Origin of the sequence: Aurantimonas marina (genome assembly GCF_017183135.1) — a bacterium.
Lineage (GTDB): Bacteria > Pseudomonadota > Alphaproteobacteria > Rhizobiales > Rhizobiaceae > Aurantimonas > Aurantimonas marina.
Genome location: NZ_JADDXW010000023.1, coordinates 1 through 22,333 on the forward strand (window position 1 = coordinate 1; position 22,333 = coordinate 22,333).

18 protein-coding genes are annotated in these 22,333 nt (G+C 64.2%); 8 read left to right on the forward strand and 10 right to left on the reverse strand.

The genetic code is table 11. The annotated features are described in order from the left end of the window. Window positions 1-320 precede the first annotated feature (320 nt). Window positions 321-1,352, forward strand: coding sequence for a potassium channel family protein (locus ING15_RS17900; protein ID WP_206456216.1), 1,032 nt, complete (start codon window positions 321-323; stop codon window positions 1,350-1,352). 525 nt (window positions 1,353-1,877) lie between these two features. On the opposite strand, the gene ING15_RS17905 is transcribed toward ING15_RS17900, so the two are convergent. Further along, window positions 1,878-2,558 carry a GntR family transcriptional regulator gene (locus ING15_RS17905; RefSeq protein WP_206456217.1) on the reverse strand — a complete coding sequence of 227 codons (681 nt, stop codon included), beginning with the start codon at window positions 2,556-2,558 and terminating at the stop codon, window positions 1,878-1,880. 127 nt (window positions 2,559-2,685) lie between these two features. Between ING15_RS17905 and tcuA the strand changes: the two genes are divergently transcribed. From tcuA to ING15_RS17925, 4 genes are read left to right on the forward strand one after another with little or no spacing between them, the layout of a single operon-like run. Beyond that, the gene (gene tcuA, locus ING15_RS17910; protein WP_206456218.1) at window positions 2,686-4,080 is read left to right on the forward strand and encodes an FAD-dependent tricarballylate dehydrogenase TcuA; all 1,395 of its coding nucleotides are present in this window, start codon (window positions 2,686-2,688) and stop codon (window positions 4,078-4,080) included. Beyond that, on the forward strand, window positions 4,073-5,197 hold the full coding sequence (tcuB, locus tag ING15_RS17915) for a tricarballylate utilization 4Fe-4S protein TcuB (protein ID WP_206456219.1): 1,125 nt from the start codon (window positions 4,073-4,075) through the stop codon (window positions 5,195-5,197). Before tcuA ends, tcuB begins: the two co-directional genes overlap by 8 nt. Then, window positions 5,184-6,239 (forward strand): AbrB family transcriptional regulator, encoded by a 1,056-nt coding sequence (locus tag ING15_RS17920; RefSeq protein WP_232845858.1) that lies wholly within the window; start codon window positions 5,184-5,186, stop codon window positions 6,237-6,239. Before tcuB ends, ING15_RS17920 begins: the two co-directional genes overlap by 14 nt. Continuing rightward, window positions 6,236-7,192, forward strand: coding sequence for a D-2-hydroxyacid dehydrogenase family protein (locus ING15_RS17925; protein ID WP_332873858.1), 957 nt, complete (start codon window positions 6,236-6,238; stop codon window positions 7,190-7,192). Before ING15_RS17920 ends, ING15_RS17925 begins: the two co-directional genes overlap by 4 nt. A gap of 17 nt (window positions 7,193-7,209) precedes the next feature. Here the strand turns inward: ING15_RS17925 and ING15_RS17930 are convergent, their stop codons facing one another. The 3 genes from ING15_RS17930 to ING15_RS17940 all read right to left on the reverse strand — a co-directional run bounded on the left by ING15_RS17930 (window position 7,210) and on the right by ING15_RS17940 (window position 11,490). After that, window positions 7,210-8,298: a 4-oxalomesaconate tautomerase gene (locus tag ING15_RS17930; RefSeq protein ID WP_206456220.1), complete on the reverse strand. Its 1,089-nt coding sequence runs from the start codon at window positions 8,296-8,298 to the stop codon at window positions 7,210-7,212. Between the two features lie 5 nt (window positions 8,299-8,303). Beyond that, on the reverse strand, window positions 8,304-10,313 hold the full coding sequence (locus ING15_RS17935; protein ID WP_206456221.1) for a tripartite tricarboxylate transporter permease: 2,010 nt from the start codon (window positions 10,311-10,313) through the stop codon (window positions 8,304-8,306). 76 nt (window positions 10,314-10,389) lie between these two features. Beyond that, window positions 10,390-11,490, reverse strand: coding sequence for a Bug family tripartite tricarboxylate transporter substrate binding protein (locus tag ING15_RS17940; RefSeq protein WP_206456222.1), 1,101 nt, complete (start codon window positions 11,488-11,490; stop codon window positions 10,390-10,392). Between the two features lie 169 nt (window positions 11,491-11,659). Here ING15_RS17940 and ING15_RS17945 point away from each other — a divergent pair, with 169 nt between their 5' ends. Together ING15_RS17945 and ING15_RS17950 are read left to right on the forward strand one after the other, a co-directional pair. Then, complete coding sequence (locus ING15_RS17945) at window positions 11,660-12,340, forward strand: response regulator transcription factor (protein ID WP_206456223.1); 681 nt, start codon at window positions 11,660-11,662, stop codon at window positions 12,338-12,340. Continuing rightward, the gene (locus tag ING15_RS17950) at window positions 12,337-13,713 is read left to right on the forward strand and encodes a sensor histidine kinase (RefSeq protein WP_206456224.1); all 1,377 of its coding nucleotides are present in this window, start codon (window positions 12,337-12,339) and stop codon (window positions 13,711-13,713) included. Before ING15_RS17945 ends, ING15_RS17950 begins: the two co-directional genes overlap by 4 nt. 212 nt (window positions 13,714-13,925) lie before the next feature. On the opposite strand, the gene ING15_RS17955 is transcribed toward ING15_RS17950, so the two are convergent. The 3 genes from ING15_RS17955 to ING15_RS17965 are packed head-to-tail and all read right to left on the reverse strand — an operon-like array spanning window position 13,926 to window position 19,212. Continuing rightward, window positions 13,926-17,015, reverse strand: a complete 3,090-nt coding sequence (locus ING15_RS17955) for an efflux RND transporter permease subunit (RefSeq protein ID WP_332873859.1) — start codon at window positions 17,013-17,015, stop codon at window positions 13,926-13,928. Then, window positions 17,012-18,115 carry an efflux RND transporter periplasmic adaptor subunit gene (locus tag ING15_RS17960; RefSeq protein ID WP_206456225.1) on the reverse strand — a complete coding sequence of 368 codons (1,104 nt, stop codon included), beginning with the start codon at window positions 18,113-18,115 and terminating at the stop codon, window positions 17,012-17,014. The genes ING15_RS17955 and ING15_RS17960 overlap by 4 nt, the downstream gene beginning before the upstream one ends. Beyond that, window positions 18,112-19,212, reverse strand: a complete 1,101-nt coding sequence (locus tag ING15_RS17965; protein WP_206456226.1) for an efflux RND transporter periplasmic adaptor subunit — start codon at window positions 19,210-19,212, stop codon at window positions 18,112-18,114. Before ING15_RS17965 ends, ING15_RS17960 begins: the two co-directional genes overlap by 4 nt. Before the next feature lie 84 nt (window positions 19,213-19,296). On the opposite strand from ING15_RS17965, the gene ING15_RS17970 reads away from it, so the two are divergent. After that, entirely contained in the window at window positions 19,297-19,764 is a 468-nt protein-coding gene (locus tag ING15_RS17970; RefSeq protein ID WP_206456227.1) for a MarR family winged helix-turn-helix transcriptional regulator, read from the forward strand. A 390-nt stretch (window positions 19,765-20,154) separates the two neighbouring features. Here the strand turns inward: ING15_RS17970 and ING15_RS17975 are convergent, their stop codons facing one another. The 3 genes from ING15_RS17975 to ING15_RS17985 are packed head-to-tail and all read right to left on the reverse strand — an operon-like array spanning window position 20,155 to window position 22,217. Continuing rightward, window positions 20,155-21,330, reverse strand: coding sequence for an NnrS family protein (locus ING15_RS17975; RefSeq protein WP_206456228.1), 1,176 nt, complete (start codon window positions 21,328-21,330; stop codon window positions 20,155-20,157). A 13-nt stretch (window positions 21,331-21,343) separates the two neighbouring features. Then, entirely contained in the window at window positions 21,344-22,063 is a 720-nt protein-coding gene (locus ING15_RS17980; RefSeq protein WP_206456229.1) for an NnrU family protein, read from the reverse strand. Further along, complete coding sequence (locus tag ING15_RS17985) at window positions 22,050-22,217, reverse strand: hypothetical protein (RefSeq protein WP_206456230.1); 168 nt, start codon at window positions 22,215-22,217, stop codon at window positions 22,050-22,052. The genes ING15_RS17980 and ING15_RS17985 overlap by 14 nt, the downstream gene beginning before the upstream one ends. Between the last annotated feature and the right edge of the window lie 116 nt (window positions 22,218-22,333).

Genomic DNA, 22,333 nt, shown 5'->3' on the forward strand with positions numbered 1-22,333 from the left:
GGGAAGCCGCGTCCCCGCATCGCCACACGCGACGGCGATCTGATCTTCGGGCGGATGTCACGCGCGGTGGCCGCAGCTCGACGGTCGGCCACGTCTCTCTCCCCAGAAGGGGCCAACCGTTACGCCATCGCGACCGAGCCGTTCCGTGGCGTGTTTTGCACCATGCCAGACCCTGCCGGGGTCTGGTCCGCATCCCGGAAAACTGCCCCGTCGCCATTGTCGGGTGCCATTCACGGCCAATATAGGCCTCGGCGTGCGGTCGACGTGCTGCTTGGCAATAAAGCCGGTCATGAATCGGCGGAGTATCCGGTGAGGGTTTCGTGGACGAGACGCTATCTGTTCTTCTCATTATGGCCGGGTCCGCCCTTGTCGTGGTGATCATCGTCGATGCCATCGGCGGCTTCTTCCGCATCGGCGCCAGCGCGGGGATATTGACCCGCCCTTTCGAGGAACTCGTCAGTCGGGTGGTCCTGTGGTGGGTTCGGCGATCCGGGAATCGGAACCAGCTGAATTTGCTGGGGGCGTACTGTGTTGCCACGCGAACCGTCGTCAGCGTGACGATGCTGTGGCTCGGTTGGAGCCTGCTCTACGTATCGTCCGAGGAGGCCGTTGTCATCTCATCGTCCGAGGAGATCGCAGGAACGCTGGAGCGGTTCTATTTTGCCGGCTATGTCGTATCCACCTTGGGTCTGGGAGACATCAAGCCCGGCAACGACACCTGGCGCATGGTGACGACATTCGCCTCGCTCTCCGGTTTCATGTTCCTGACCTTCGTGGTCAGTTTCATGGTGACGATCGCCAGCCAGATATCGCAACGACGATCGGTAGCTATGGCCATCATATCGGCTGGGGATAGTCCCTATGACGTGCTTGACCGCTATCGCAACGGCGACACCGTAGATATCAGCCCACTCGTCAGCATGATCGCACTGCCGGTTATAAAGTCAGCCGAGGCCAGTACCAATTTGCCGCTCCTGCATCGCTTTCACACGTCGGACACGGTGGCATCCTATGCCGTGGCAATCGCCCGGCTCAATGAGACGTTGACGATCCTGGAGCATGGCTGCAAGTCTGATCCGGGCCCCCAGATCGCGCTGGTGCGACACGGGATCGACATGATCGTCGACTCGCTGCCGGGTGAATGGCGAGACGACGCGGTAGCAGCGCCGCCCGCACTGAGGCCACTTCGCGCCTCTGGACTCATCTGCGCGTCCGATGAAGCGTTTGCCGATGCGATGACACAGGAGCGTGTGCGGTACCGCCGCGACAGGCTCAAGAACATGGTGGCGAGCCTCGGGTTTTCCTGGGACCGGGATGTCTACCGGAACGCTGGGGACCGCGTTCTGCCGTAACGGTTTCCGGCTGGATGATCTACTCCCGCGAAACTGGGTCATTTTGAACCGGAGTTCCCGCGTTGGTGGCGTGCCCTGACTTGGTAACACCTAATTGGAGAAATTCCGGAGGTTTGCTCAGGGCTGGCGAGCCCTATCACGCCAGCGGCCCCTGCGCTGGCAGGCGGTTCCGTTCGAAACCGGGTTGGAATTGCGTCTATCTGATCCAGCCTAAGTGCTGCGAATGGCGCAGTACCGACGTCACGCCTCCGGCCATGTGACGAAACAGCCGACCGAAACCATTTAGGAGGTTGAACGGGACGGCCACGTGGCAGACTTCCGAGTGGAGTAGGCAATTTCAGGCACCCAGCTCGCATAGGCGCTCGTCGGACAGTGCGCTCCAAGAGCAACCTCCATCCAAGCAGGAGGCCTGTTGGTTGATCGCGGCGAGGCGTACTCCCCATTTCGCATGCAATGTTGGCCCCTTTGCGCATTTGCGGCCGAGCTGAATGCTTGGAAAACCGGCCGGCAACTCCTCATCCCGCCCTAGCCATGGAGCAGCAAGACACGGGCCGCCAGGGACCGGCGGATATGATCGCGCGCGACCTGTTCGGCTACATCCGCATCGCGTGCGGTAACCGCTTCCACGATGGCCGCATGTTCGCGGCAGGCTTCGGCATGGCGTCCGGGGACGGAGTAGGTCGTGGGACCGAGCAGGGCAATGGCGTCCTGCATTTCCTGCAGCGCCGCATCAAGATAGTGATTGCGGGCGGAGGCGTAGAGGGTGTCGTGGAAGCGATGGTTGAGGTCGGCGGCCAGATCGCTCGCTTCGGGAGCGACGGCCGCGAACCGAAGCGCGACATCGGCCAGCACCTGATGCTCAACCGGTGCGCCGTGTTGCGCCGACAGACGCGCGGCGGCGCCCTCGAGGATTTCCCGCATGGCGTAGAGCTCGAACACTTCCGCCGATCCGAGACGCCGCACGACCAGCCCACGACCGCTCGCCGGCTCGACCAGGCGCTTCGCCAGAAGCCGGCTGAACGCTTCCCTGACGGGCGTCCGGCTGACCTTCAGCCGGTGTGCCACTTCTTCCTCGCGCAGCCGATCTCCCGGCCGGTACTGTCCGGCGCGGAGCGCCTCCCGCAAGGCATCGAAGACATACTGCGACAGGCCCTGCCGATTGCCTTCGCGCGCGCCGGAAGCCGGTGACCCGGCTGCTGTGACCATGGCTTCGCCCTTCTCAATTCGCCGCCGACGGCGCTATGAATAGCATGCGGCGGTTGACCTGTGTATCGACTTGTGTTTTTTCGTATACAAATAAATACGAACCAATTTTCGATGGACTGGGGCGGCCATGGCGGACTGGAACAAGCGCTGGGACGTGCTCGTGGCGGGCGGCGGTAACGCCGCCCTTTGCGCGGCGATCGCCGCCCGGCGGGAGGGGCGTTCGGTGCTGGTGGTGGAAGCCGCGCCGAAGTTTTATCGCGGCGGCAATACCCGGCACACCCGCAACATGCGCTGCGCCCACGATGCCGCGACCGAGACGCTGTCGGGTCCCTATGGCGAGGCCGAGTTCTTCGACGATCTGATGCTGGTCACCGCAGGCAACACCGACGAGAGGCTGGCGCGCCTGATGATCCGCGAATCGAAGGCGATGCTGGACTGGATCCAGGAACAGGGAGTGCGCTTCCAACCCTCCCTGGGCGGCACGCTGAGCCTCGGCCGCACCAATTCCTTCTTTCTCGGTGGCGGTCGTTCGATGCTGAATTCGCTCTACCGGACGGCGGAACGGCTGGGTGTCGTGGTCGCATATGGTGCGGAGGTGACGCGCCTCGACATCGAGGACGGCGTCTTTCGCTCCGCGACGGTGACGACGCCGGAGGGAGAGCATCGCATCGTCGCGACGAATTTCGTTGCCGCCTCCGGCGGTTTTGAAGCCAATCTCGAATGGCTGAAGGAAGGCTGGGGCGACAAGGCGGACAACTTCCTCATCCGTGGCACGCCCTACAACAAGGGAACGATCATCCGCATGCTGCTTGAAGCGGGCGTCGAACAGATCGGCGATCCGACCCAGTGTCATGCCGTGGCGATCGACGCGCGGGCGCCGAAATTCGACGGCGGCATCATTACGCGGCTGGATTGCGTCGTCTTCGGCATCGTCGTCAACCGGGATGGCGCCCGCTTCTATGACGAGGGCGAGGACATCTGGCCGAAGCGCTACGCGATCTGGGGTCGCCTGGTCGCGGCGCAGCCCGATCAGATCGCCTACATAATTTTCGATTCCCCATCGCTGGAAAAGTTCATGCCATCGCTGTTTCCGCCGGTCATGGCCGGATCGACCGGCGAACTTGCCGACAAGCTCGGCCTTGATCGGCAGGCCCTGCAGGAGACGGTCGCCACGTTCAACGCGGCGGTCGAGGGTGGCCGTCCCTTCGACCATACGACGCTCGACGGCAACCGGACGCGGGGCCTTGAAATCGACAAGACCAATTGGGCCCAGCCCATCGAGACTGCGCCGTTCTATGCCTATCCGGTGCGGCCCGGCATCACCTTCACCTATCTCGGCGTGCGCGTGAACGAACAGGCGCGGATGAAGATGGCCGACGGCCGGCCGGCGCCGAACATGTTCGCGGCGGGAGAGATCATGGCGGGCAACGTCCTCGGACAAGGCTACGCGGCCGGTATCGGCATGACCATCGGCAGTGTCTTCGGGCGGATCGCCGGACAGGAGGCGGCTCGCAATGCATAGGACCGATGCCCTTGCCGAGGCCGATCGGCTAATGACGGTCTGCAATTCCTGCCGCTACTGCGAAGGCTTGTGCGCGGTATTTCCGGCGATGGAGATGCGGCGCGACTTCCAGGACGGCGATCTCAACTATCTGGCCAATCTCTGCCATTCCTGTGGCGCCTGCTATTACGATTGCCAGTTCTCCCCGCCGCACGAATTCGCGGTCAATGTGCCCAAGGTTCTCGCCGAAGTCCGCAACCAGTCCTACGAGCAATATGCCTGGCCACAGGCGTTTCGCAGGGTATTTGCGCGCCACGGCCTGGTTGCGGCATTGCTCGTGGCGCTATCAGTCGCACTCTTCCTGATCGGATTGGTAGCTTGGAACGCGCCGGGAGCCCTGTTCGCGGCGCATCTCACGGACGAGAATTTCTATGCGCTGATGCCGCACAACGCGATGGCGCTGCTCTTCGGCACGGTCTTCCTCTTCGCGATCTTTGCCCTCGGCATGGGGGCGCGCAACTTCTGGCGTGACATCGGTGAACCGGCCGCGACGCTTGCCCAACCGGCCGCCCTCGGCCGCGCGGCTCATGACGCCGGCACGCTTCGCTATCTCGATGGCGGCGGCGAGGGCTGCATGAACGAGGACGAAGCGCCGACCGATCGCCGCCGAATCTACCACCACCTGACCTTCTACGGTTTCATGCTCTGCTTCGCCGCAACATCGGTTGCGACGCTCTATCATTACGTCTTCGGGCGCGTGGCCCCTTATCCCTGGTGGGACGTGCCGGTCATCCTCGGCACGCTGGGCGGAATCGGGTTGTTGATCGGCCCCGCAGGTCTTCTCGCAGCGAAACTGCGCCGCGACGAGGCGCTGCAGGATGGTAGCCGGTTCGGCATGGATACGGCGTTTCTCGCCATGCTGTTCCTCACCGGCCTGACCGGGCTCCTGCTGCTCTTCCTGCGCGCGACCCCGGCCATGGGCGTTCTGCTGGCGGTGCATCTCGGCTTCGTTCTGGCGCTATTCCTGACGCTGCCCTATGGCAAGTTCGTCCACGGTATCTACCGCTACCTGGCGCTGGTCCGCTATGCCCGGGAGCGCAAGGCGCTTGAGCAGGAAGCCGCCGATGCCGAGGCCTGAAAGCGCGACCCGGCGGGGCAGACAACTGTTCACGCTGGTTGTCGCAGCCCTCGGCGTCGGACTTTTCTGGCTCCTGGATCTGCCGCTGCCGTTCCTCTTGGGGCCGCTCTTCGCCTGCCTCGTCTTCGCAATAGGAGGAGCGGGGCTTGCCGATTCCGGCCGGATCGGCGTGTTAATGCGCACTGTGCTGGGGGTCGCGGTCGGCTCGTCGATCACGCCGGACCTTTTGAGCCGCCTTCCCGGGATGGCGTACTCCGTCGCCCTCGTGCCACTGTTCGTCCTGATCATCGGTCTCGTCGGTTATCCGTTCTTCCGCCGCGTCTGCGGCTTCGACGGGCCGACCTCCTACTACGCCGCGATGCCGGGCGGGTTTCAGGACATGGTGATCTTTGGCCAAGAGGCCGGCGCGGACATTCGCGCCCTGTCGCTCATCCACGCCACACGGGTGCTGTTGATCGTCACGCTCGTCCCGTTTCTGATGACGTCGATCTATGGCCAACCGCTTGCCAACGCGCCGGGCGCCGCGCTGGCGGATATTCCCTGGCGTGAACTCGTCCTGATGGCAGTTGCCGCCCTGGTCGGCTGGAAGGGTGGCGAACGCATTGGACTGTTCGGCGCCTCGATCATCGGGCCGTTGGTCGTCGCCGCGGCGTTCAGCCTGCTGGGCCTCGTCGAGCACCGCCCCCCGGCGCTGGCGATCCTGGCGGCGCAATTCTTCATCGGTGCCTCGATCGGTGCCAAATACACCGGCGTCAGCTGGCGCGAGTTGCGAGTCGACGTGATGGCGGGCGCTGCCTTCTGCGTGCTGCTCGCCGTGGTCGCGGCGATCTTTGCCGAAGCCGTGGCGCTCGCCGGCTTCGCCCCGGCCGTCGAGGCGCTATTATCCTTCGCGCCGGGGGGGCAGGCCGAAATGGCGGTGCTGACGATCATCGCCGGTGCGGATCTGGCCTTCGTCGTCACCCACCATGTCGCCCGCATGGTGGTGGTGATCGCCGGTGCGCCGGTCGTGGCGCATTTTCTGAAATGGAAGGATCGTGAGTGAGAATCGCCATTCTCGACGACTGGTCCGGATCGGCGCTCGATTACGCTGACTGGAAGAGCCTCTACGCCGCGATCACGGTATTTTCCGAGCCGTTCGGCTCAGCCGAGACGCTGGTCGCTGCTCTTCGTCCGTTCGACGTGCTCTGTCTGATGCGCGAGCGCACGCCGCTTCCGGCGGCGGTCATCGAAGCGTTGCCGGCGCTGAAGCTGATCGTGACCACCGGCGCGCGCAACAATGCGATCGATCTCGTGGCGGCGCGGGCAGCCAGGATCACGGTCTGCGGCACCCGCTCGCGCAAGACCACGACGGCAGAACTGACGCTGCTTCTCATCCTGGCGCTGTCGCGCAACCTGATCGGCGAAGCCGCGCGACTGCGCGGGGGCGGCTGGCAGGGACCGCCGGGCCGCGACCTTGATGGCCTCCGGCTCGGCCTGATCGGCCTGGGGACCGTCGGCGCGCAAGTCGCCCGGTTGGCGCAGGTTCTTGGAATGCAGGTGAGCGCCTGGTCGCGGAATCTGACGGACGCCCGCTGCGCCGAATGCGGGGTGAACCGCGCGGCGTCACTGGCCTCCCTGATGGCCGAAAGCGACGTGGTCTCGGTCCACCTCGTGCATTCGCCGCGAACCGACCGCCTGATTGGGCCGGACGCGTTTGCCGCGATGCGGGACGGTGCCGTCTTCGTCAACACCTCCCGCGCCGGGATCGTCGATACGCCGGCGCTCCTTGCCGCAATGCGCGCCGGACGACCAGCCAAGGCCGGGCTCGACGTCTTCGACAGCGAGCCGCTACCGCAAGGCGATCCGCTTCGCGCGGCCTTCGCCGAGTTCGGCGACCGTCTGCTCGCCACGCCGCATCTCGGCTATGTCACCGACAAAACCTGGCGGCTGTTCTACGGTGACACGGTGGAGGCCATTGCCGCTTGGCAGGCCGGTGCGCCGATCCGCAAGCTCTGACGAGACGGGGCTGGGCGTCAACGGCTCCAGACAGCGCCCGGCACCATCAACTGACCTTTCGCCAGCAGGCGCGCAGTCCGCAGCAGCCCGGCCGAGCGAAGGTCGAAGCCGTCTGATCCGTGGGTGAAATCAGCCGCGACCTCGATGTTTCCCGAGGGATGCTCGATGGTGAGCACGGCAGGCCCTTCGACCGGGCGCTCCGCCAGGCCGTCGGCGACGGTCCCGGGCACCAGGGCGCACGAGGCGAGGCATTGGGCACCGGTGACGGCCATCGACGGATGACAGTTCCACGGCATGAAATAGCGGGCCGAGATCGTTCCACCGGAACGGGCGCTACTGAGCAAGCCGAATTTGGGCATCACCGATTTCGACACGTCGCCGAGCCCCATCCGTCGTCCGGCTTCCTGTCGGATCGGCTCCATACGGGTGTAGAAGTCGCGATTGGCGTCGAGTTCCTCGGCGCTCTCCTCGCCGGTCAGGCCGAACGCGTCGGCCCGCGCGATGACGATGGGCATCGCCACATCCATGCAGGTGACCTCGATCCCATCGATGACGTCGCGCAGATTGCCCGTCGGCAGCAGGGACCCGCAGGTCGATCCGACCACGTCCATGAAGTTGAGCGTTACCGGCGCCGCCGTTCCCGGCACGCCGTCGATGCGCGCGTCGCCGTCATACTCGACGAAGCCGTCCGGCGTCTGCACGATCGCCTCGATCCGCGCTTCGGTATTGACGGCGCGGATGCGCACCGGCGTTTCAGAACCCTTGATGTCGACCAGCCCCATCTCGATCGCGGCGGGGCCGACGCCGGAGAGGATGTTGCCGCAGGTCGGCTTGAAGTCGACCAGGCCGTCGAGCACCGAAACCTGGGCGAAGAAGTAATCCACTTCGGCCCAGTCGTCTTCGGACCGGGACAGCATGGCGACCTTGGTCGTCACCGCCGCGCCGCCGCCGATTCCGTCGATGTTGAGCTTGTGACCCGAGCCGACGGCCGCGACCAACACCCGCGCCAAGGTCTCGCGGTCCCCGGGAAGATCCTTCCGCGCGATATAGGGGCCGCGGGAGGTCCCGCCGCGCATGAACAGGAAAGGAATTTCGGTCTGCCGCATGGAGGCTACCTCAAGGGCCAAGGGAGATCGACGGCCGATTGCAGCCATCCACTCGGGAAATTCAGCGACAGGGCGTTGGCCAGGAAGGTGAAGAAGACCATCGCCACCGCCGTCAGGAGCAGTGTGCGGGTCCAGCTGGCTTGCGCCCGCACCCGCAGAAACACCAGGAAGAAGACCAGCGCGCCCAACCAGAAACCGACTAGGGCGGTGATGGCGACCAGCGCCGCGATCCAAAACGCTCCGGCCCAAGGACTGCGAATATCGTCCTCGCCGACATGATCGCCGTGGACCTCGTGATCGAAGATCGCCGGATTGGCGTTCTCGCCGAGCACCAGCACCCCGAGCAGCAGCAACGCGAATAGACCGGCGACAGCCGCGCTGCCCATCGGGAAGACCGCCCCCAGAAAGGATTGGCCGGCCGCATCCCAGATCGCATAGGCAAAGATCGCGAGCACGAGGGCGGCAAACGCGATCTGCGGCCCGCGATCGGTCAACGGCGCGCGCCCAGAAACCGAGATGGCCGTCGCCGAGGCATCTGCAGGAGCCGGCGCGCCGGTGTCGTCGACGCGGTTGCGCACGCCGAACCAGATCGACAGTGCCGTCAGCGCGCCGATGATCAAGACGCCCGGACGACTCAGGAACTCCCAGCCGTAGAATTGCACTGCCTGGTAGAGGTAGGTTTCGGCCTGCGGCGCCAACACGAAGCCGATCAGCATCGCGGGGCGCGGCCAGCCGAAGCGCTTCATCAGAACGCCAAGCACGCCCAGCACCAGCAGCGCCACCAGATCGGCCAGATCGCGCGTCGCCTGAAAGGCGGCGAAGGAAATCACCGCGATCATGAACGGGGCGAGCAGCGGAAACGGAATGGTCGTCAGCCGCGAGATCGGCTGCGCCAGCGCGATGCACAGCCCTGCGCCGATGACATTGGCAAGGGCAAGCGACCAGATGATCGAATAGGTGATGTTGAGATCGGAGGTGACCATCGAGGGGCCCGGCTCGATGCCGATCAGCACCATTCCGCCGAGGAACACCGCCATCGACCCGGACCCGGGAATGCCGAACAGGAGGGTGGGCAGCAGGGCGCCGCCTTCCTTGGCGTTGTTGGCGCTTTCCGGAGCGATCACGCCGCGGATGTCGCCTTGGCCGAACCGCGAGGTGTCCTTCGTCGTCTGCACCGCGTGGCCGTAGGCGATCCAGTCCACGACCGAGCCGCCGAGGCCGGGGATCGCGCCGATGATGCAGCCGATGCCGGCGCAGCGCAGGCTGAGGAACCAGTGGCGCATCCAGTCGCGGACGCCCTCGAACCAGCCGGCCCCGAGAGAGGCTCCACCGGTGATCGACTGATTGCGGCGCAGCAATTCGGCGATCTCTGGAAAGGCGAAGAGTCCGAGGCCGACCACGACCAGCGGCACGCCGTCATAGAGATAGTCGAAGTCTAAGATCATCCGGAATTCACCGGTGGCTGGCGCACCGCCGACGGAGCCGAGCACCAAACCGATCCCGCAGGCAGCCAGCCCTTTGGCAAGACTGCGACCGGCGAGCACACCGACCATGGAGAGGCCGAACAGCGACAGCATGAACAGTTCGGCCGAGCCGAAGGCGAGAATGATCGGCCGGGCGATCAAAACGAAACCGGTCAGGACGACAGCGCCGAACAAGCCGCCGAAGAGCGAGGAGACGAAGGCGGCCGAAAGGGCACGCGCCGCCTGACCCTGCTTGGCCAGCGGAAAGCCGTCGAGCACTGTGGCCTGGCTGGCGCTCGATCCGGGAATGCCCATAAGGACAGAGGCAAAGGTATCCGAGGTGGGGATGACCGCGATCAGGCCGATCAGCATGGCCAACGCGGTGACCGAGTCCATGCCGTAGAGAAACGGGATCAGCAGCGACAAGCCAGCGATGCCGCCAAGGCCGGGAAAGACGCCGATCGACAGGCCGAGCACGACGCCGAGCAGCATGTAGAGCATGTGTTGCCACGTCAGGAGTTCGGCGAGCGCCGAAACGAAGACGTCGAACATGGCGGTGACCTCCCAGAGCCGCGTCGGAATCGGGGTGGACGACTCTTAGGAGCCGCCCACCACCCCAATCAGGGGGTCAGTCGTCGCTCAGCTTCACGTTATATTCCGAGCCCAGCATGTCGACGACCTGGCTGCGCAACTCGGGCGAGATCGTCGTGCCCTTTTCGAACAGCGCCTGTGCCGCCTTGCCGGTCACCTGCTCATAGGTGCCGAGTACGGGCTCCTTGGCCGACTGGTATTCCGGATCGGCCTTCATCTGTGTGACGGCATCCTGATAGGCCGCGACGATGTCCTCAGGTGTGTCCTTGGGCAGGAATACCATCTTCTGGGCCGGAAAACCGGCGGTAAAAAAGGCGAAATAGGCATCGAACTCCGGACCCGACGGCGCTTTACCGGTCAGCATCTCGTAGGCTTCGCCGAAATGCGGCAGGTCGGGAAAGGTCGGATCGCGGACGAGATTGCCGTCCTCGTCCAGTGCGCCCCAGGAGAACAGCGGAACCGCCTTGCCCTCGTCCACCAGCGGCTGCACGTTCTTCAGATAGGCCGAAGACGTCTGGTAATCGATGTTGACCTCGCCGCGCTCGAAGGCAAGGCGTCCGTCGCCGCGCCCCTTGAAGCCGAAGACGTGCTGGACGTCGAGGCCCATCATCTTGAAGCCGAGCAGCGGAACGAGATCGAGCGAAGTGGCGCCTTGGCTCGCATAGACCAGCTTCTGGTCCTTCAAATTGCCGATGTCATTCGCGGTCGGCACCAGTTCGGGAGAAGCATAGACGACACCGCCTGTCGGCGCGGCCAGGACGATCTTCCAGTCCTTGTATTCATAGCGGACGCGTGGATCGCCCAGAAGATACGGGAACTGGGTCGAGCCCGACGTGCCGAGGATGGTCAGGCCGTCCGGCTTGGCGCGGCTGGCGAAGAGGTTGGTCCCCTTGGTCGAGCCACCGCCGGGCTCGTTGACCACGACAACCGTGGGGTTGCCGGGCAGATATTTGGAGAAGAACGGCGCATTGAACCGCGCCCAGGTGTCCGAACCGCCGCCCGGCGAGAACGGGATGATCCATTCGATGGTCTTGCCCTCGAACGAGACCTGAGCCGAAGCCGGTCCCGACATGGTGAGGGCAGCGAGTGAAGCCGCGATCGCCAGGGTCGCGCGGCGCGTGAAATTGTTGACTGTCATTGGGTCCTCCCAGACCGTTGCATTGATAGTCGAGATCAGATGACGGTATCCCGCGCTCCGTGTCTTTTCTCCCATGGATCTGCCGGCGTCGTCTAAATCGCGGGGCCAGCTTGATCCGGGTCTGTTTATTCGCGCAACCTGTCTGAACCCTGTCAAGGTCCGGAGAACCATGCGAATTGTTCTGATCGAAGACAATGAAATGCTCGCGCGCGGGATCGCCACTGCGCTGCGCGATCTCGGACATGCCGTGGACTGCCTCTCGGACGGCAACGAAGGCGCCACCTATCTCGCCACCCAGGGCACAGACGTCGCGATTGTCGATGTCAACCTGCCGGGACTGAGCGGCTTTGAGCTGGTCCGGGCACTACGCCAACGCGGGAATTCAACGCCGGTGCTGATCCTGACGGCGCGGGGCGAGACAAACGATCGGATCACCGGGCTGGACGCCGGCGCCGACGACTATCTGGTCAAGCCGTTCGACATGGCCGAGCTGATTGCCAGAATCCGCGCACTTGCGCGGCGGCTACCAGGATTGCGGCCCGTCGAGGAAACGCTCGGCCGGCTCCGCTTTGACCACGGCGCGCGGCAGTTGTTCGGGCCGCAAGGCCCCATCGAGCTCGCGCGACGCGAACTCGCGCTGTTCGAGTACCTGCTCCAGAATTTGGGGCGTGTGATCGCGAAGGAGCGGATCGGCGAGGCCTTGTATGGCGTCGGCTCCGAGATCGAACCGAATGCGGTGGAACTGGTGGTCTCGCGCCTCCGGCGCAAGTTGCAGGAGACAAACGTCGAGATCCGCACCGCCCGGGGGGTGGGTTACATGCTCGATGCCGGCAACACCGCTCGATCATGATCCGCTCATTGCGCTCGCGGCTCTTCCTGCTGATCGTCTTACCGCTGGTCGTCGTCGCCGGCTTCGCCGCCGTGGCTCGCTATGTGATGGCCGAGCGGACATCGCAGGTGCTCTACGACAATACTCTCCTCGCCGTCGCATTGGCGATCTCGCGCGACGTCGTGCTCAGCGAGGGCGATCTCCTGTCCGAGCAGCTGTTGGAATCACTGACCCAGACGCTCGGCGATGCCATCTACTACGAGGTCACCGGCCCGGGCGGCCGTTTCGTCACCGGATACACCACGTCGCCGCCCTTGCCCGCGGCGCAGGAGATCGCAAGCGGCGTCCCGACCTTCTTCGATGCGCAGTATTTCGACGCGTCCGTCCGGGCGGTGGTTCTCCGCGAATTCATCTCCGAACCGCAATTCGGCGGTTGGGTGACGGTAAAGGTCTGGCAGACCGTCCGCCAGCGCGACGCGCTGAGCCTGCAACTGGCTATGGAGGCGTCGACCCTCATGGCCGTAGTGATCGTCGCCGCAGGAGCGTTCGTCTGGTTCGGGATCAACTTCGGCCTGCGGCCGTTGCTGCAGCTGCGCGAAGCCGTCGAGCGGCGTTCTCCTGACGATCTCAGCCCGATCCGGCGCTCGCTTCCGCGCGAGGTCAAAAGCCTCGTCGCGGCGATGAACGCCTTGTTTCGGCAGCTCTCGGATGCCTTTGCCGCCCGCGATGCGTTCATTTCCAGCGCCGCGCATCAGTTACGCAATCCGATCGCAGCCATTCTGGCGCAGGTGGAAGCGGCGGAGGCCGCCCCTACGGATGCGGATTTGCGCAAAAGGGTCACTGAAGTCGCAGCGGCAGCACGGCGGACCGCCCGCCTGACCCAGCAATTGTTGTCGCTGGAGTGGGCGCGCGGCAGCAACGCACGGGTCGGCGCGCAGACATTCGACCTCGGCGAATTGGTCGCCGAGAGGTTGCGAATACGGGCAGCCGACGCATTGCGCCGTGGGATTGACGTTTCGCTGGAGGTGACCGGTCAGCCTGTCCCAACGTCGGGCGATCCGGTTCTGCTCGGCGAGGCGCTCGAGAACCTTCTCGATAACGCCATCCGATACGGCTGCCAGGACGGTGGTGCAGTGCGGGTCGAGGTCGGGTTCGAGCCGGGATTTGTTCGTCTAGCCGTCGAGGATGACGGTCCGGGTGTGCCGGTCGACCAGCGGGACCGCATCTTCGAGCGGTTCCAGCGTGGTGTCGACGACGGGGTGGAAGGCTGCGGACTCGGCCTGGCAATCGTGCGGGAAATCGCCGAGCGGCACGGTGGCAAAGCTTGGCTGGCCAATACACAGGGCGGAGCGCGGTTCGTGATCGAATTGCCCATCACGGCAGCCGCCGCGTAATGCATCGGTCGAGCGGACCCCGTCGGCTAGCCGTCGGTGACAGCCGTCACATGGATCAACTTCGAATTTTATGGAGTAAAGTTAACTTCATTGAAAAAATGAAAATCTAGTGCGAGCAATTTTCTCAATGTCTCCAGGGTGAGGGCCTTCCTCCCGTTGCCGTTGGCCGGAGAATTGATCCGCAGTAAGCGGATTTCGGCTGACTATTCTTGTCAGCCGGCCAGGGTCTCCGGCACCAGATCGTTAGAGGGTTCGGCTGCGGGGCCCTTGGGTGCCTTCACACGGAAAACAACAAGGTAAAGCGCCGGTATGAAGAGGAGTGTGATTAGGGTTCCCGCGATGATGCCGCCCATCATCGCGTAGGCCATCGGCCCCCAGAAAACCTCGCGCGAGATCGGGATCAGCGCCAGACTTGCCGCCGCAGCCGTGAGCAGGATCGGGCGTGCCCGCATTGTGCTGGCCTCGAACACCGCATTCCAGGGAGGAACGCCTTCCTCGCGCAAGAACTCGATCTGATGGACGAGGATGATCGAGTTGCGGATGAGAATGCCGACGAGCGCCAGAACGCCCAGGATCGCGACGAAGCCCAGCGGTGCCCCTGACGGAATTAAGGCTGCGACGACGCCGATCAGGCCCAGCGGTGCCGCGCTGACGACAATGAGCGTCGCCCTGAAGCTCTGCATCTGGATCATGATCAGCGTCAGCATGGCGACGAGCATCAACGGCACGACGGCGGCGATCGGTCCCTGGCTTTGGGCGCTCGATTCCACCGCACCGCCGATTTCTACCGTGTATCCGGCAGGCAGGCTCTCCTGGAACGCGGCGATCTTTCCGGCGAGGTCCGCGACGATCGTCGCGGGTTGTGCCCGCCCGAGGATCGCCGCGCTGACCGTGACCGTCGGGATGCGCGAGCGCGAGTAGAGGATCGGGTCTTCGTAGCTGTAGCCATAACTGACGAGGCTCGCGAGCGGGATTGCGGCACCTTCGGAATTCGTCAGCTGCAGGTTCTCGATCGCCTCGATGGAGTCGCGGTCCGACTGGCGGCCGCGCGCCACTACGTCGACCAGATAGATGCCGTCCCGGACCTCCGTGATCGTCGAACCGTCGAGGATGAGGTTCAGTGTCGACGCGATCTGCTGTGATGTGACGCCCAGCTGGCGCGCCTTGTCCTGCAGGATTTCCACCTGCAGCACCCGAGCCGGCTCGTTCCAGTCCATGACGATCGATCGCAGACGGGGATCGCCCGCCATGACAGCCGCAAGCTCTCGTCCGCCGGCTCGCACCACCTCGATATCCGGACCGCCGATGCGGTACTGCACCGGGCGGCCGACCGGTGGTCCGAGCTCGAGATTCTTCACATAAACGTCGATGCCGACGAGGTTTTCGCGGGCGAATGTCTGGATCTTGTCGCGGACCCGCTCGCGCGCCGCGAGATCCTTGTTGACGATGACGACCTGGCCGAAGAACGGGTTCGATGGCTGGATATCGTAGGCAAGGATGAAGCGCTCGGCCGAGCGGCCGACATAGGACGAGAAATGGTCGATGTCGTCGTCGCCGACCAGCGTCGCCTCGAGCTTGTCCATCTCCGCTTTGGTCTCGGCGATGGTCGCGTTTCGCCGCAGCATGAAGTCGACCACGAGTTCCGGCCGGTCGGACGTCGGAAAGAACTGCTGCTGGACGAAGCGCATCGAATAGATCGAGCCGGCAAAGAGCGCGACCGTGATCAGGATCGTGATCCAGCGCCAGCGCATCGCGCCCCGCAGGATGCGGCTGAAGGCCCGCCGGGCAAGACCGGGCTTTGCGTCGTGCTTGTGCATCGACTTGGGCAGCAGCAGCACGCCGATCAGCGGCGTGAACAACACGGCGACGACCCAGGACAGAAGCAGAGCCAGGGCAATGACGACGAACAGCGAGAAAGTGTACTCGCCGGCATTGGAATTGTTGAAGCCGATCGGCAGGAAACCGGCAACCGTGACGAGCGTTCCCGACAGCATCGGAAAGGCGATCGAGGTCCATGCGAAGCTCGCCGCCTTTTCCCTCGTCTCGCCCATCTCCAGACGGGATACCATCGTCTCGATCGCGATCATCGCGTCGTCCACCAGAAGGCCGAGAGCGATGATCAGCGCGCCGAGCGAAATCCGCTGCAGCGTCAGGCCGGCATATTCCATGCCGATAAAGGTCATGGCGAGGACCAGCGGGATCGACAAGGTGACGACCAACCCGGCGCGAAAGCCGAGGCTCACGAAGCTGACGACAAGGACGATGATCACCGCTTCGAGCAGTGCCTGGGTGAAGCCACCGACGGATTCTTCCACCACAGCCGACTGATCAGCGACGATGTGTACGCCGATGCCGACAGGCAGTTCGGAGACGATGCGCGCCATCTCCTCTTTCAGGTTTTCGCCGAAGTCGACGATGTTGCCGCCCTTTCGCAGGCCGATGGCAAGGCCGATCGCCGGCTCGCCATTATACCGGAAGAGCGCCGAGGGCGGGTCCTGGTAGGCCCGCTTGATCGTCGCGACGTCGCTGAGGCGGAAAAAGCGATCGTTGACGCGAAAATTGACCGCAGCCAGACTGTTTTCGGAGGCGTATTGGCCCGATACACGCACGAAGATGCGCTCCGGCCCGGACTGCACGATACCGGATGGCGCGATCGCGTTCTGGGCTTTCAGCGTATCGATGATCGACTGCTCGTCGATGCCGAGCCCCGCTATCTTGCGCAGCGAAAACTCGAGGAAAATCCGTTCGTCCTGCGCGCCGACGAGTTCCACCTTGCCGGCATCCGGCAGCTGCAGGACCTTTGTGCGCACGTCGTCGACATAATCGCGCAACTGGCGTGGCGTGAAGCCATCGGCGGTGAAGGCATAGATGTTGCCGAAAACGTCGCCGAACTGGTCGTTGAAACCGAAGCCGTGAAACTCGGCGGGGAACTCACCGCGAATGTCGGCCATCATGTGGCGGACGCGGGTCCAGATGCTGGTGATCTGACCGGCCTTCGTTGTCGGAAGGAGGTTGACGAAGATGACCGTCTGACCGGGCGTGGTGATCGACCGGGTATAGTCGAGGGAGTCCAGTTCCTGGAGCTTCTTCTCCATCCGGTCGGTGACCTGCTCGGTCATCTCCTCGACGGTCGCACCGGGCATGACGCCCGAAACGACCATCGTCTTGATGGTGAAGGGCGGATCCTCCTCGCGGCCGAGATTGAGATAGGAGAGCGCACCGACGAGCATCGCGATGATCATCAGGAACCAGACGAACGAGCGGTGGTGAAGCGCCCAGTCGGAGAGATTGAAGCCTTTCACGATTGTCTTTCGCCTTCCGCGATGTCCGTCAGCGAGATCGCTTGCCCGTCCGCAAGGCTGTGGACGCCGGCGACGACCACGCGCTCGTCGGGTTTCAGTCCGGCTTCGATCTGCACCGTGCCACCGGGCGCGTCGCTCACCGTCACAGCGCGCTTCGATACCGTCATCGCCGCCTCGTCCACGACCCAGATCGATGCCTTGCCATTCTCTTCCAAGATGGCGCTCTTCGGTAGGATCACCGATGCCGGCTGCCCTGCCTTTTCTTGTGGGATCGCTGTGATCAACGCCCCGATGCGAAAGGCGGGCGGGGGATCGGCGAGCGTGATACGCACCCGATTGGTGCGGGTCAGGGCCTCGGCCTGGGGCGCAATCTCGCGGATCTTTCCCTCGACGCTGAGATCCGGCTCGATCTGCAGGACGACGCGGAACGGGTCGCCGGCGGCCAGATCGAACTGCTGGGCCGCCGGCACGTCCACGACAGCCTCGCGCTCGCCCGTCTGGGCGAGCTTGAAGACCGCCGCGCCGGCCGACACGACTTGGCCGACATCCGCCTGGCGGTCCGTGATAACCCCGTCATAGGGCGCCGTCAGGACGGCGAAACTCAAGGCATTCTCGGCTTTGTCGAGCTGTGCCCGTGCGCTCGCGAGCTCGGCAGTGGCAATCTGACGGCTTTGTTCGGCGACATCGAGATCAGATTGCGATACGGTGTTCTCAGTGTACAGGGTCCGCATACGCTGGGCACTCGCGTCAGCCGTGCGAGCCTGAATCCGGGCATTGGCCAACTGGGCCCTGGCAGAGCGCACGTCGGCGGCGAGCGTTTCGGCGTCGATCGCCGCGAGCGGCTGCCCCTTCTCGACCTGATCGCCAACGTCGACATCTCGCGAAACAAGTCGGCCGAGGGTGCGAAACGCCAGGGTCGTTTCGAAGCGCGGCGCGATTCTGCCGCTGAGCCCGTGTTCCGCGGTTACGCGCCGGGCGGTGACCATGGTAAGAACCGGGCGCGGCGGCAACGGCGCGGCCTGCGATCCGTTGTCCTGGCTGCAACCCGTCACAAGAGGCGCCGCAAGGAGCAGTGCCGTGAAGCCGAATGCTCTTTTCACGAACCGGCCTCTTCATCCATTGCGACGAGATCAGGGATCTGTCCTGGCCGCACGAGCTGGGATCCTTCCGTAATGACCCGGTCCCCGGCCACAACGCCTTCCTCGACGACGATCCCGCCGCTTTGGTAGGAACCGATCGTCACCGGAGTCAGCCTGGCGGCGTCACTCTCTTTGTCGACGGTCCAGACCGCCGCTTTGCCGCGATCCGCCATGAGCGCCGTCCAGGGCAAGACGATTGCCTCTTCCTGGGCTTCCCCGACATCCGTGCCGACCACGGCCGAGCCGAGCGTCATCTGCGGCGGAACCGTGTCGAGGCCGACCTTGACCTTGACGGTGCCGGTCGTCGAGTCGATCAGCGGCGAGACCTCGCGCATCGTTCCCACGGTTTTCACCGAGGGATCGCCGACGAGCGCGACCGTGATCGAGTGTGACTTCCGGGCACCGATAAGCAGCTGTTCCTGAATGTCGAAGACCGCGTCGCGATCGCCGTTCTCGGCAAACCCAAAGGCCGTCTGGGCCGCACTGACCACCTGGCCGGGATTGACGCTGCGGCTGGTAATGACACCGTTGGCGTCGGCCCTCAGAACGGTCTCTTCCAGGTTTGTCCTCGCCGTTTCCAGGTCGGCTTTTGCCATGTCGACGGCACTCGTTGCCGATGACAGTGCCCTTTGCGCACTGTCGAAATTCCCGCGGGTGGTGAAGCCCTTGCCGAACAGTTCCTTCTGCCGCTGAAACGCCGACGACGCCTGAGTCAGTTGCGCGTTGGCCGCATCTACCGCCGCTTCGGCAGCCGCTACACTGGCTTGCTGCTCGGTCGGATCGAGCTTTGCCAGCACCTCTCCCTCTGTCACCTTCGCCCCGACGTCGACGGCGACTTCCGTCACCCGGCCGGCTGTCTTGAAGGAATAGGTCGCGGTATGGCGCGCCGTGATCTCGCCCGTCAATGTCGTGGTCTGGTTGATGGTTTCTGGCTCGATAGTGACGAAACCGATTGGCTCGGGTGGCCTTTCCACCTTGTTTTCAGGCGAACAGGCGGTGAGCGAGAATGCAACCGTCGCAACGAGAAGCACGCGAACCGGGCTCGACCGAGCGTCCATTCTGCCGATCATCGACCTCGCACCCAATTGCTTGCTTGTAAAGTTGCTTTATGATAGAGTTAAGTGAAAAGAAGGTACGCGTCAATGGCAGGCGGCAACCACGAGGAAGCTGACGAAAGGGTGGGGAAGGCGACCTCGGACGAGATCGGACGTCTGTTCAAGCTGGTCATGCGAACCGCGATCGACTTCGACAAGGATCTTGCCGCCCGGCACGACCTTGCGCTCACCGATCTTGGATGTCTTGGGTTCCTGGAGAACAGCAAGGCGCCCGTCACCGGGAAGATGATCGCCGAACATGTGGCGCTCTCGACCGGGGCGACGACAGCCCTTCTCGACCGGCTGGAGCGTGTCGGCCTCGTCGAGCGGCGCCCCAATCCGACGGACAGGCGCGGGATCGTGATCGCACTCGTGGAGGAAAACGCCCGGTCGATCCTTGAGGAGCATCGCCATATGCGCGACCGGCTCTGGGCAGCGATCAACAGTCTTACGCCAACGGAAGCCGAGACGGTCGCGAAGTTTCTGCGAACGCTGCTCGAGCGTATCGACGGCTGAACTCGCTGACTCCGCGGTGGCGACTACCTCGAACCTTCGGTCGGGGCACGGAACCGCCGTGGGAAGTTCGCGCCGCGGCCTGAATCTACGCGCCGAAGCAGCCGTAGACCAGCTCTGTAAGGTCTCGAATGCGGTCCGCCGTGCGAGCACGACGAGGCGCCAGGAGGCCCGTCGCCGAGGGTGGCCGCTCATCCGATCGAGACGACTCCGCGGCTCGATTGAAAGTAGAGCACCAAACCGGAATTGTTCGCTTGCGACCCGCCGCCACGAGTGTGAATCGCGATTTTATCTGCCAACCAATGATCAAAGATTAGTAAATCAAAGATTGACTTTGGTTGCGCAACCTGGAAGTTTTTGCGGCGTTGCCTGGCGTGATGTCCGCGCCGGTGGTCATGCCGGACCGGTCCGTGTCCGACCGGGCTTCGCCGCCATCAGCATTGGCACGAAAACGACCGCGAAACCAAGCAGCGCAACGCTCCAGCCGGCGCCCGCAAACGTCAGAAGCGGCAGGGCGAATTCCGGCGCAAGCGCCGCGGCGATACGCGCGACGGCGGCGGTCAGCATGGCTGCGTAGAGAATAAGCGTTGCGGGCGAGGCCTTGAGCGCTCGCCCGGAATGGCCAAGGCTCGCCCGTGTCATCATCGCCAGCGTCATCGTGCCGACCGCGCCCACCGTCCAGCTGTGGGTCACGGCGCTCGCCGTCACGGTTTCCGGCCAGGCGACGCTGGCGCCGAGCAGCAGGAATCCCGCTGGAACGAACCCATAGGCGATGTGCATGATGGCGAGGATCGGCTCGCGCCAGGTCGGCGCGCCGCGCCACCTTAGAAGGCGGATGACGAGCAGCGCGGCCGCCAGAAGCGCCAGGGCGGCGGTGATGGGTGCCGCCGGGGCGACGACCCAGGCCATCAGCGCGACCATTGTCGTGCCGATGGCCAGGGCATCCGGTCGGCCGAACGGCAAGGGTAGGGGCTTTTCGCGCTTCACCAACCAGTTGCGCGTGAAGCTGGGCGTGACCCGTCCGCCGATCAGTGTGATGAGCGCGATCAGCGCGGCGATCGAAAGGCGGAGCGCGAGGTCGGTCGGTGCGCCGCTCAGAGCCTGGACATGAAACAGGATGTTCCCGGCGAGCAGCGCCGCCACCAGCACCAGCACGCGCAGGTTCCGCCAGTTGCTGCCGGCGATGATCTCGCGGGCGGCGAAACCGATGACCGCGACCAGAAACAGCACATCGATCACGGCGGCGATTGCCAGACCAATCAGGTCGGCCTCGAGCATGGCGAGGCGCCCGAGCACCCAGATCACGACCAGAAACAGGAGCGGTGCTCCCTTGACCGGAAAGCGCCCGGTCCAGTTAGGGATGGCGGTGAAAAGAAAGCCGCAGATCACGGCTGCGGCGTAGCCGAAGATCAGCTCGTGCGCGTGCCAGCCGAGATCGCCATAGGCGTTTGAAAGGTGGATCGAGCCGCCATAGGCGAGGAGCCAGAGCGGCACAGCCGCGCCGCCCCATAGGGACGCCAGCAGGAAGAACGGGCGGAAACCGTAACTGAGAAGCGGCGGCGTCGACATGGGGTGGCTTTCGTCAAGATCTCAGGTAAATCAACGGGTCGACGCCGAAGAGCCAGAGATGGCCGCCGGCGAGAAACCAGACATAGAACGCCAGCCCGACGAGGATTCCGACAAGCGTCTGCCTGTCGACGGCAAGGCGTGCCCGGCCGGCCAGTATCGCGGCAAAGGGCAGGATCGACGTATGCGCCGCCAAGGCGGTCCACCGATCGAGTCCGAGCCGGGATTTCGCCCGCTTGTCGGCGAGGCCAAAGCCGGCGGCGGCGTAGAGCGCGAGGCCGCCGAACAACGCGATCGACACCACATCGCCATTCACCGCGACATGCGAAAGCGCCCAGAGCACGAAGCCCCATAGCACCGGATGCCGGGTCACGGCGACGATGCCCGGTCGGGCCGGATCGAACCCGCGGTCCCGCCACGACACCGATAGGGGATTCGATCGCAACAGCCCGGCGACGATGAGAGTGAGGGCAAGTGGCATGACCACCAGCGGGACCGCAACCAGTTCGGGCGTCAGCGGCCATAGTGAGAGCGTCGGAGCGTTGCGCGCCGCCGCAATCAGCCAGACGAGAAGAAGAATGGAGATCAGGGAATAGAGGGCCAGATAGGCCCCGCGTCCGAGCGTATGGACGACGAAGCCCCGAACCTGCGGCGCCGCAGGTACGACATGGGCGGTCATGAACAGGACATAGGCGAGGGCGAACTGAACCACGGCCGACAGCTTAGAGCAGGACATACATCGCCAAGGCCAGACTGACCGCCCCCCAGACACACATATTGATAAAGGACCGGAACAGGCCTCCATCCTCCTCAATGCTGATGCCGCATTTGCGGAGCATGAGATTGCCAGGAAACAGAAACACGTCCAGCACGAGGTGCAGAAATCTCATTGCTTCGTCCTCTTTTTTTCAGACGCGAGCGGCACCGACGGGGCCGGCGGCATGTCGCTCATCCCGCGAGCACGTCGCCTTTCCGGAGCGGGCCAGGCGGCTTCGTCCCGGCTCGT

What these genes read in the sequence shown, in the direction of transcription:
- ING15_RS17985 (WP_206456230.1), bottom strand. Translation starts at nt 22,217, where the DNA reads ATGAGATTTCTGCACCTCGTGCTGGACGTGTTTCTGTTTCCTGGCAAT.
- ING15_RS17980 (WP_206456229.1), bottom strand. Translation starts at nt 22,063, where the DNA reads ATGTCCTGCTCTAAGCTGTCGGCCGTGGTTCAGTTCGCCCTCGCCTAT.
- ING15_RS17965 (WP_206456226.1), bottom strand. Translation starts at nt 19,212, where the DNA reads ATGGACGCTCGGTCGAGCCCGGTTCGCGTGCTTCTCGTTGCGACGGTT.
- ING15_RS17920 (WP_232845858.1), top strand. Translation starts at nt 5,184, where the DNA reads ATGCCGAGGCCTGAAAGCGCGACCCGGCGGGGCAGACAACTGTTCACG.
- ING15_RS17945 (WP_206456223.1), top strand. Translation starts at nt 11,660, where the DNA reads ATGCGAATTGTTCTGATCGAAGACAATGAAATGCTCGCGCGCGGGATC.
- tcuA (WP_206456218.1), top strand. Translation starts at nt 2,686, where the DNA reads ATGGCGGACTGGAACAAGCGCTGGGACGTGCTCGTGGCGGGCGGCGGT.
- ING15_RS17950 (WP_206456224.1), top strand. Translation starts at nt 12,337, where the DNA reads ATGATCCGCTCATTGCGCTCGCGGCTCTTCCTGCTGATCGTCTTACCG.
- ING15_RS17975 (WP_206456228.1), bottom strand. Translation starts at nt 21,330, where the DNA reads ATGTCGACGCCGCCGCTTCTCAGTTACGGTTTCCGCCCGTTCTTCCTG.
- ING15_RS17930 (WP_206456220.1), bottom strand. Translation starts at nt 8,298, where the DNA reads ATGCGGCAGACCGAAATTCCTTTCCTGTTCATGCGCGGCGGGACCTCC.
- ING15_RS17935 (WP_206456221.1), bottom strand. Translation starts at nt 10,313, where the DNA reads ATGTTCGACGTCTTCGTTTCGGCGCTCGCCGAACTCCTGACGTGGCAA.
- ING15_RS17970 (WP_206456227.1), top strand. Translation starts at nt 19,297, where the DNA reads ATGGCAGGCGGCAACCACGAGGAAGCTGACGAAAGGGTGGGGAAGGCG.
- tcuB (WP_206456219.1), top strand. Translation starts at nt 4,073, where the DNA reads ATGCATAGGACCGATGCCCTTGCCGAGGCCGATCGGCTAATGACGGTC.
- ING15_RS17905 (WP_206456217.1), bottom strand. Translation starts at nt 2,558, where the DNA reads ATGGTCACAGCAGCCGGGTCACCGGCTTCCGGCGCGCGCGAAGGCAAT.
- ING15_RS17940 (WP_206456222.1), bottom strand. Translation starts at nt 11,490, where the DNA reads ATGACAGTCAACAATTTCACGCGCCGCGCGACCCTGGCGATCGCGGCT.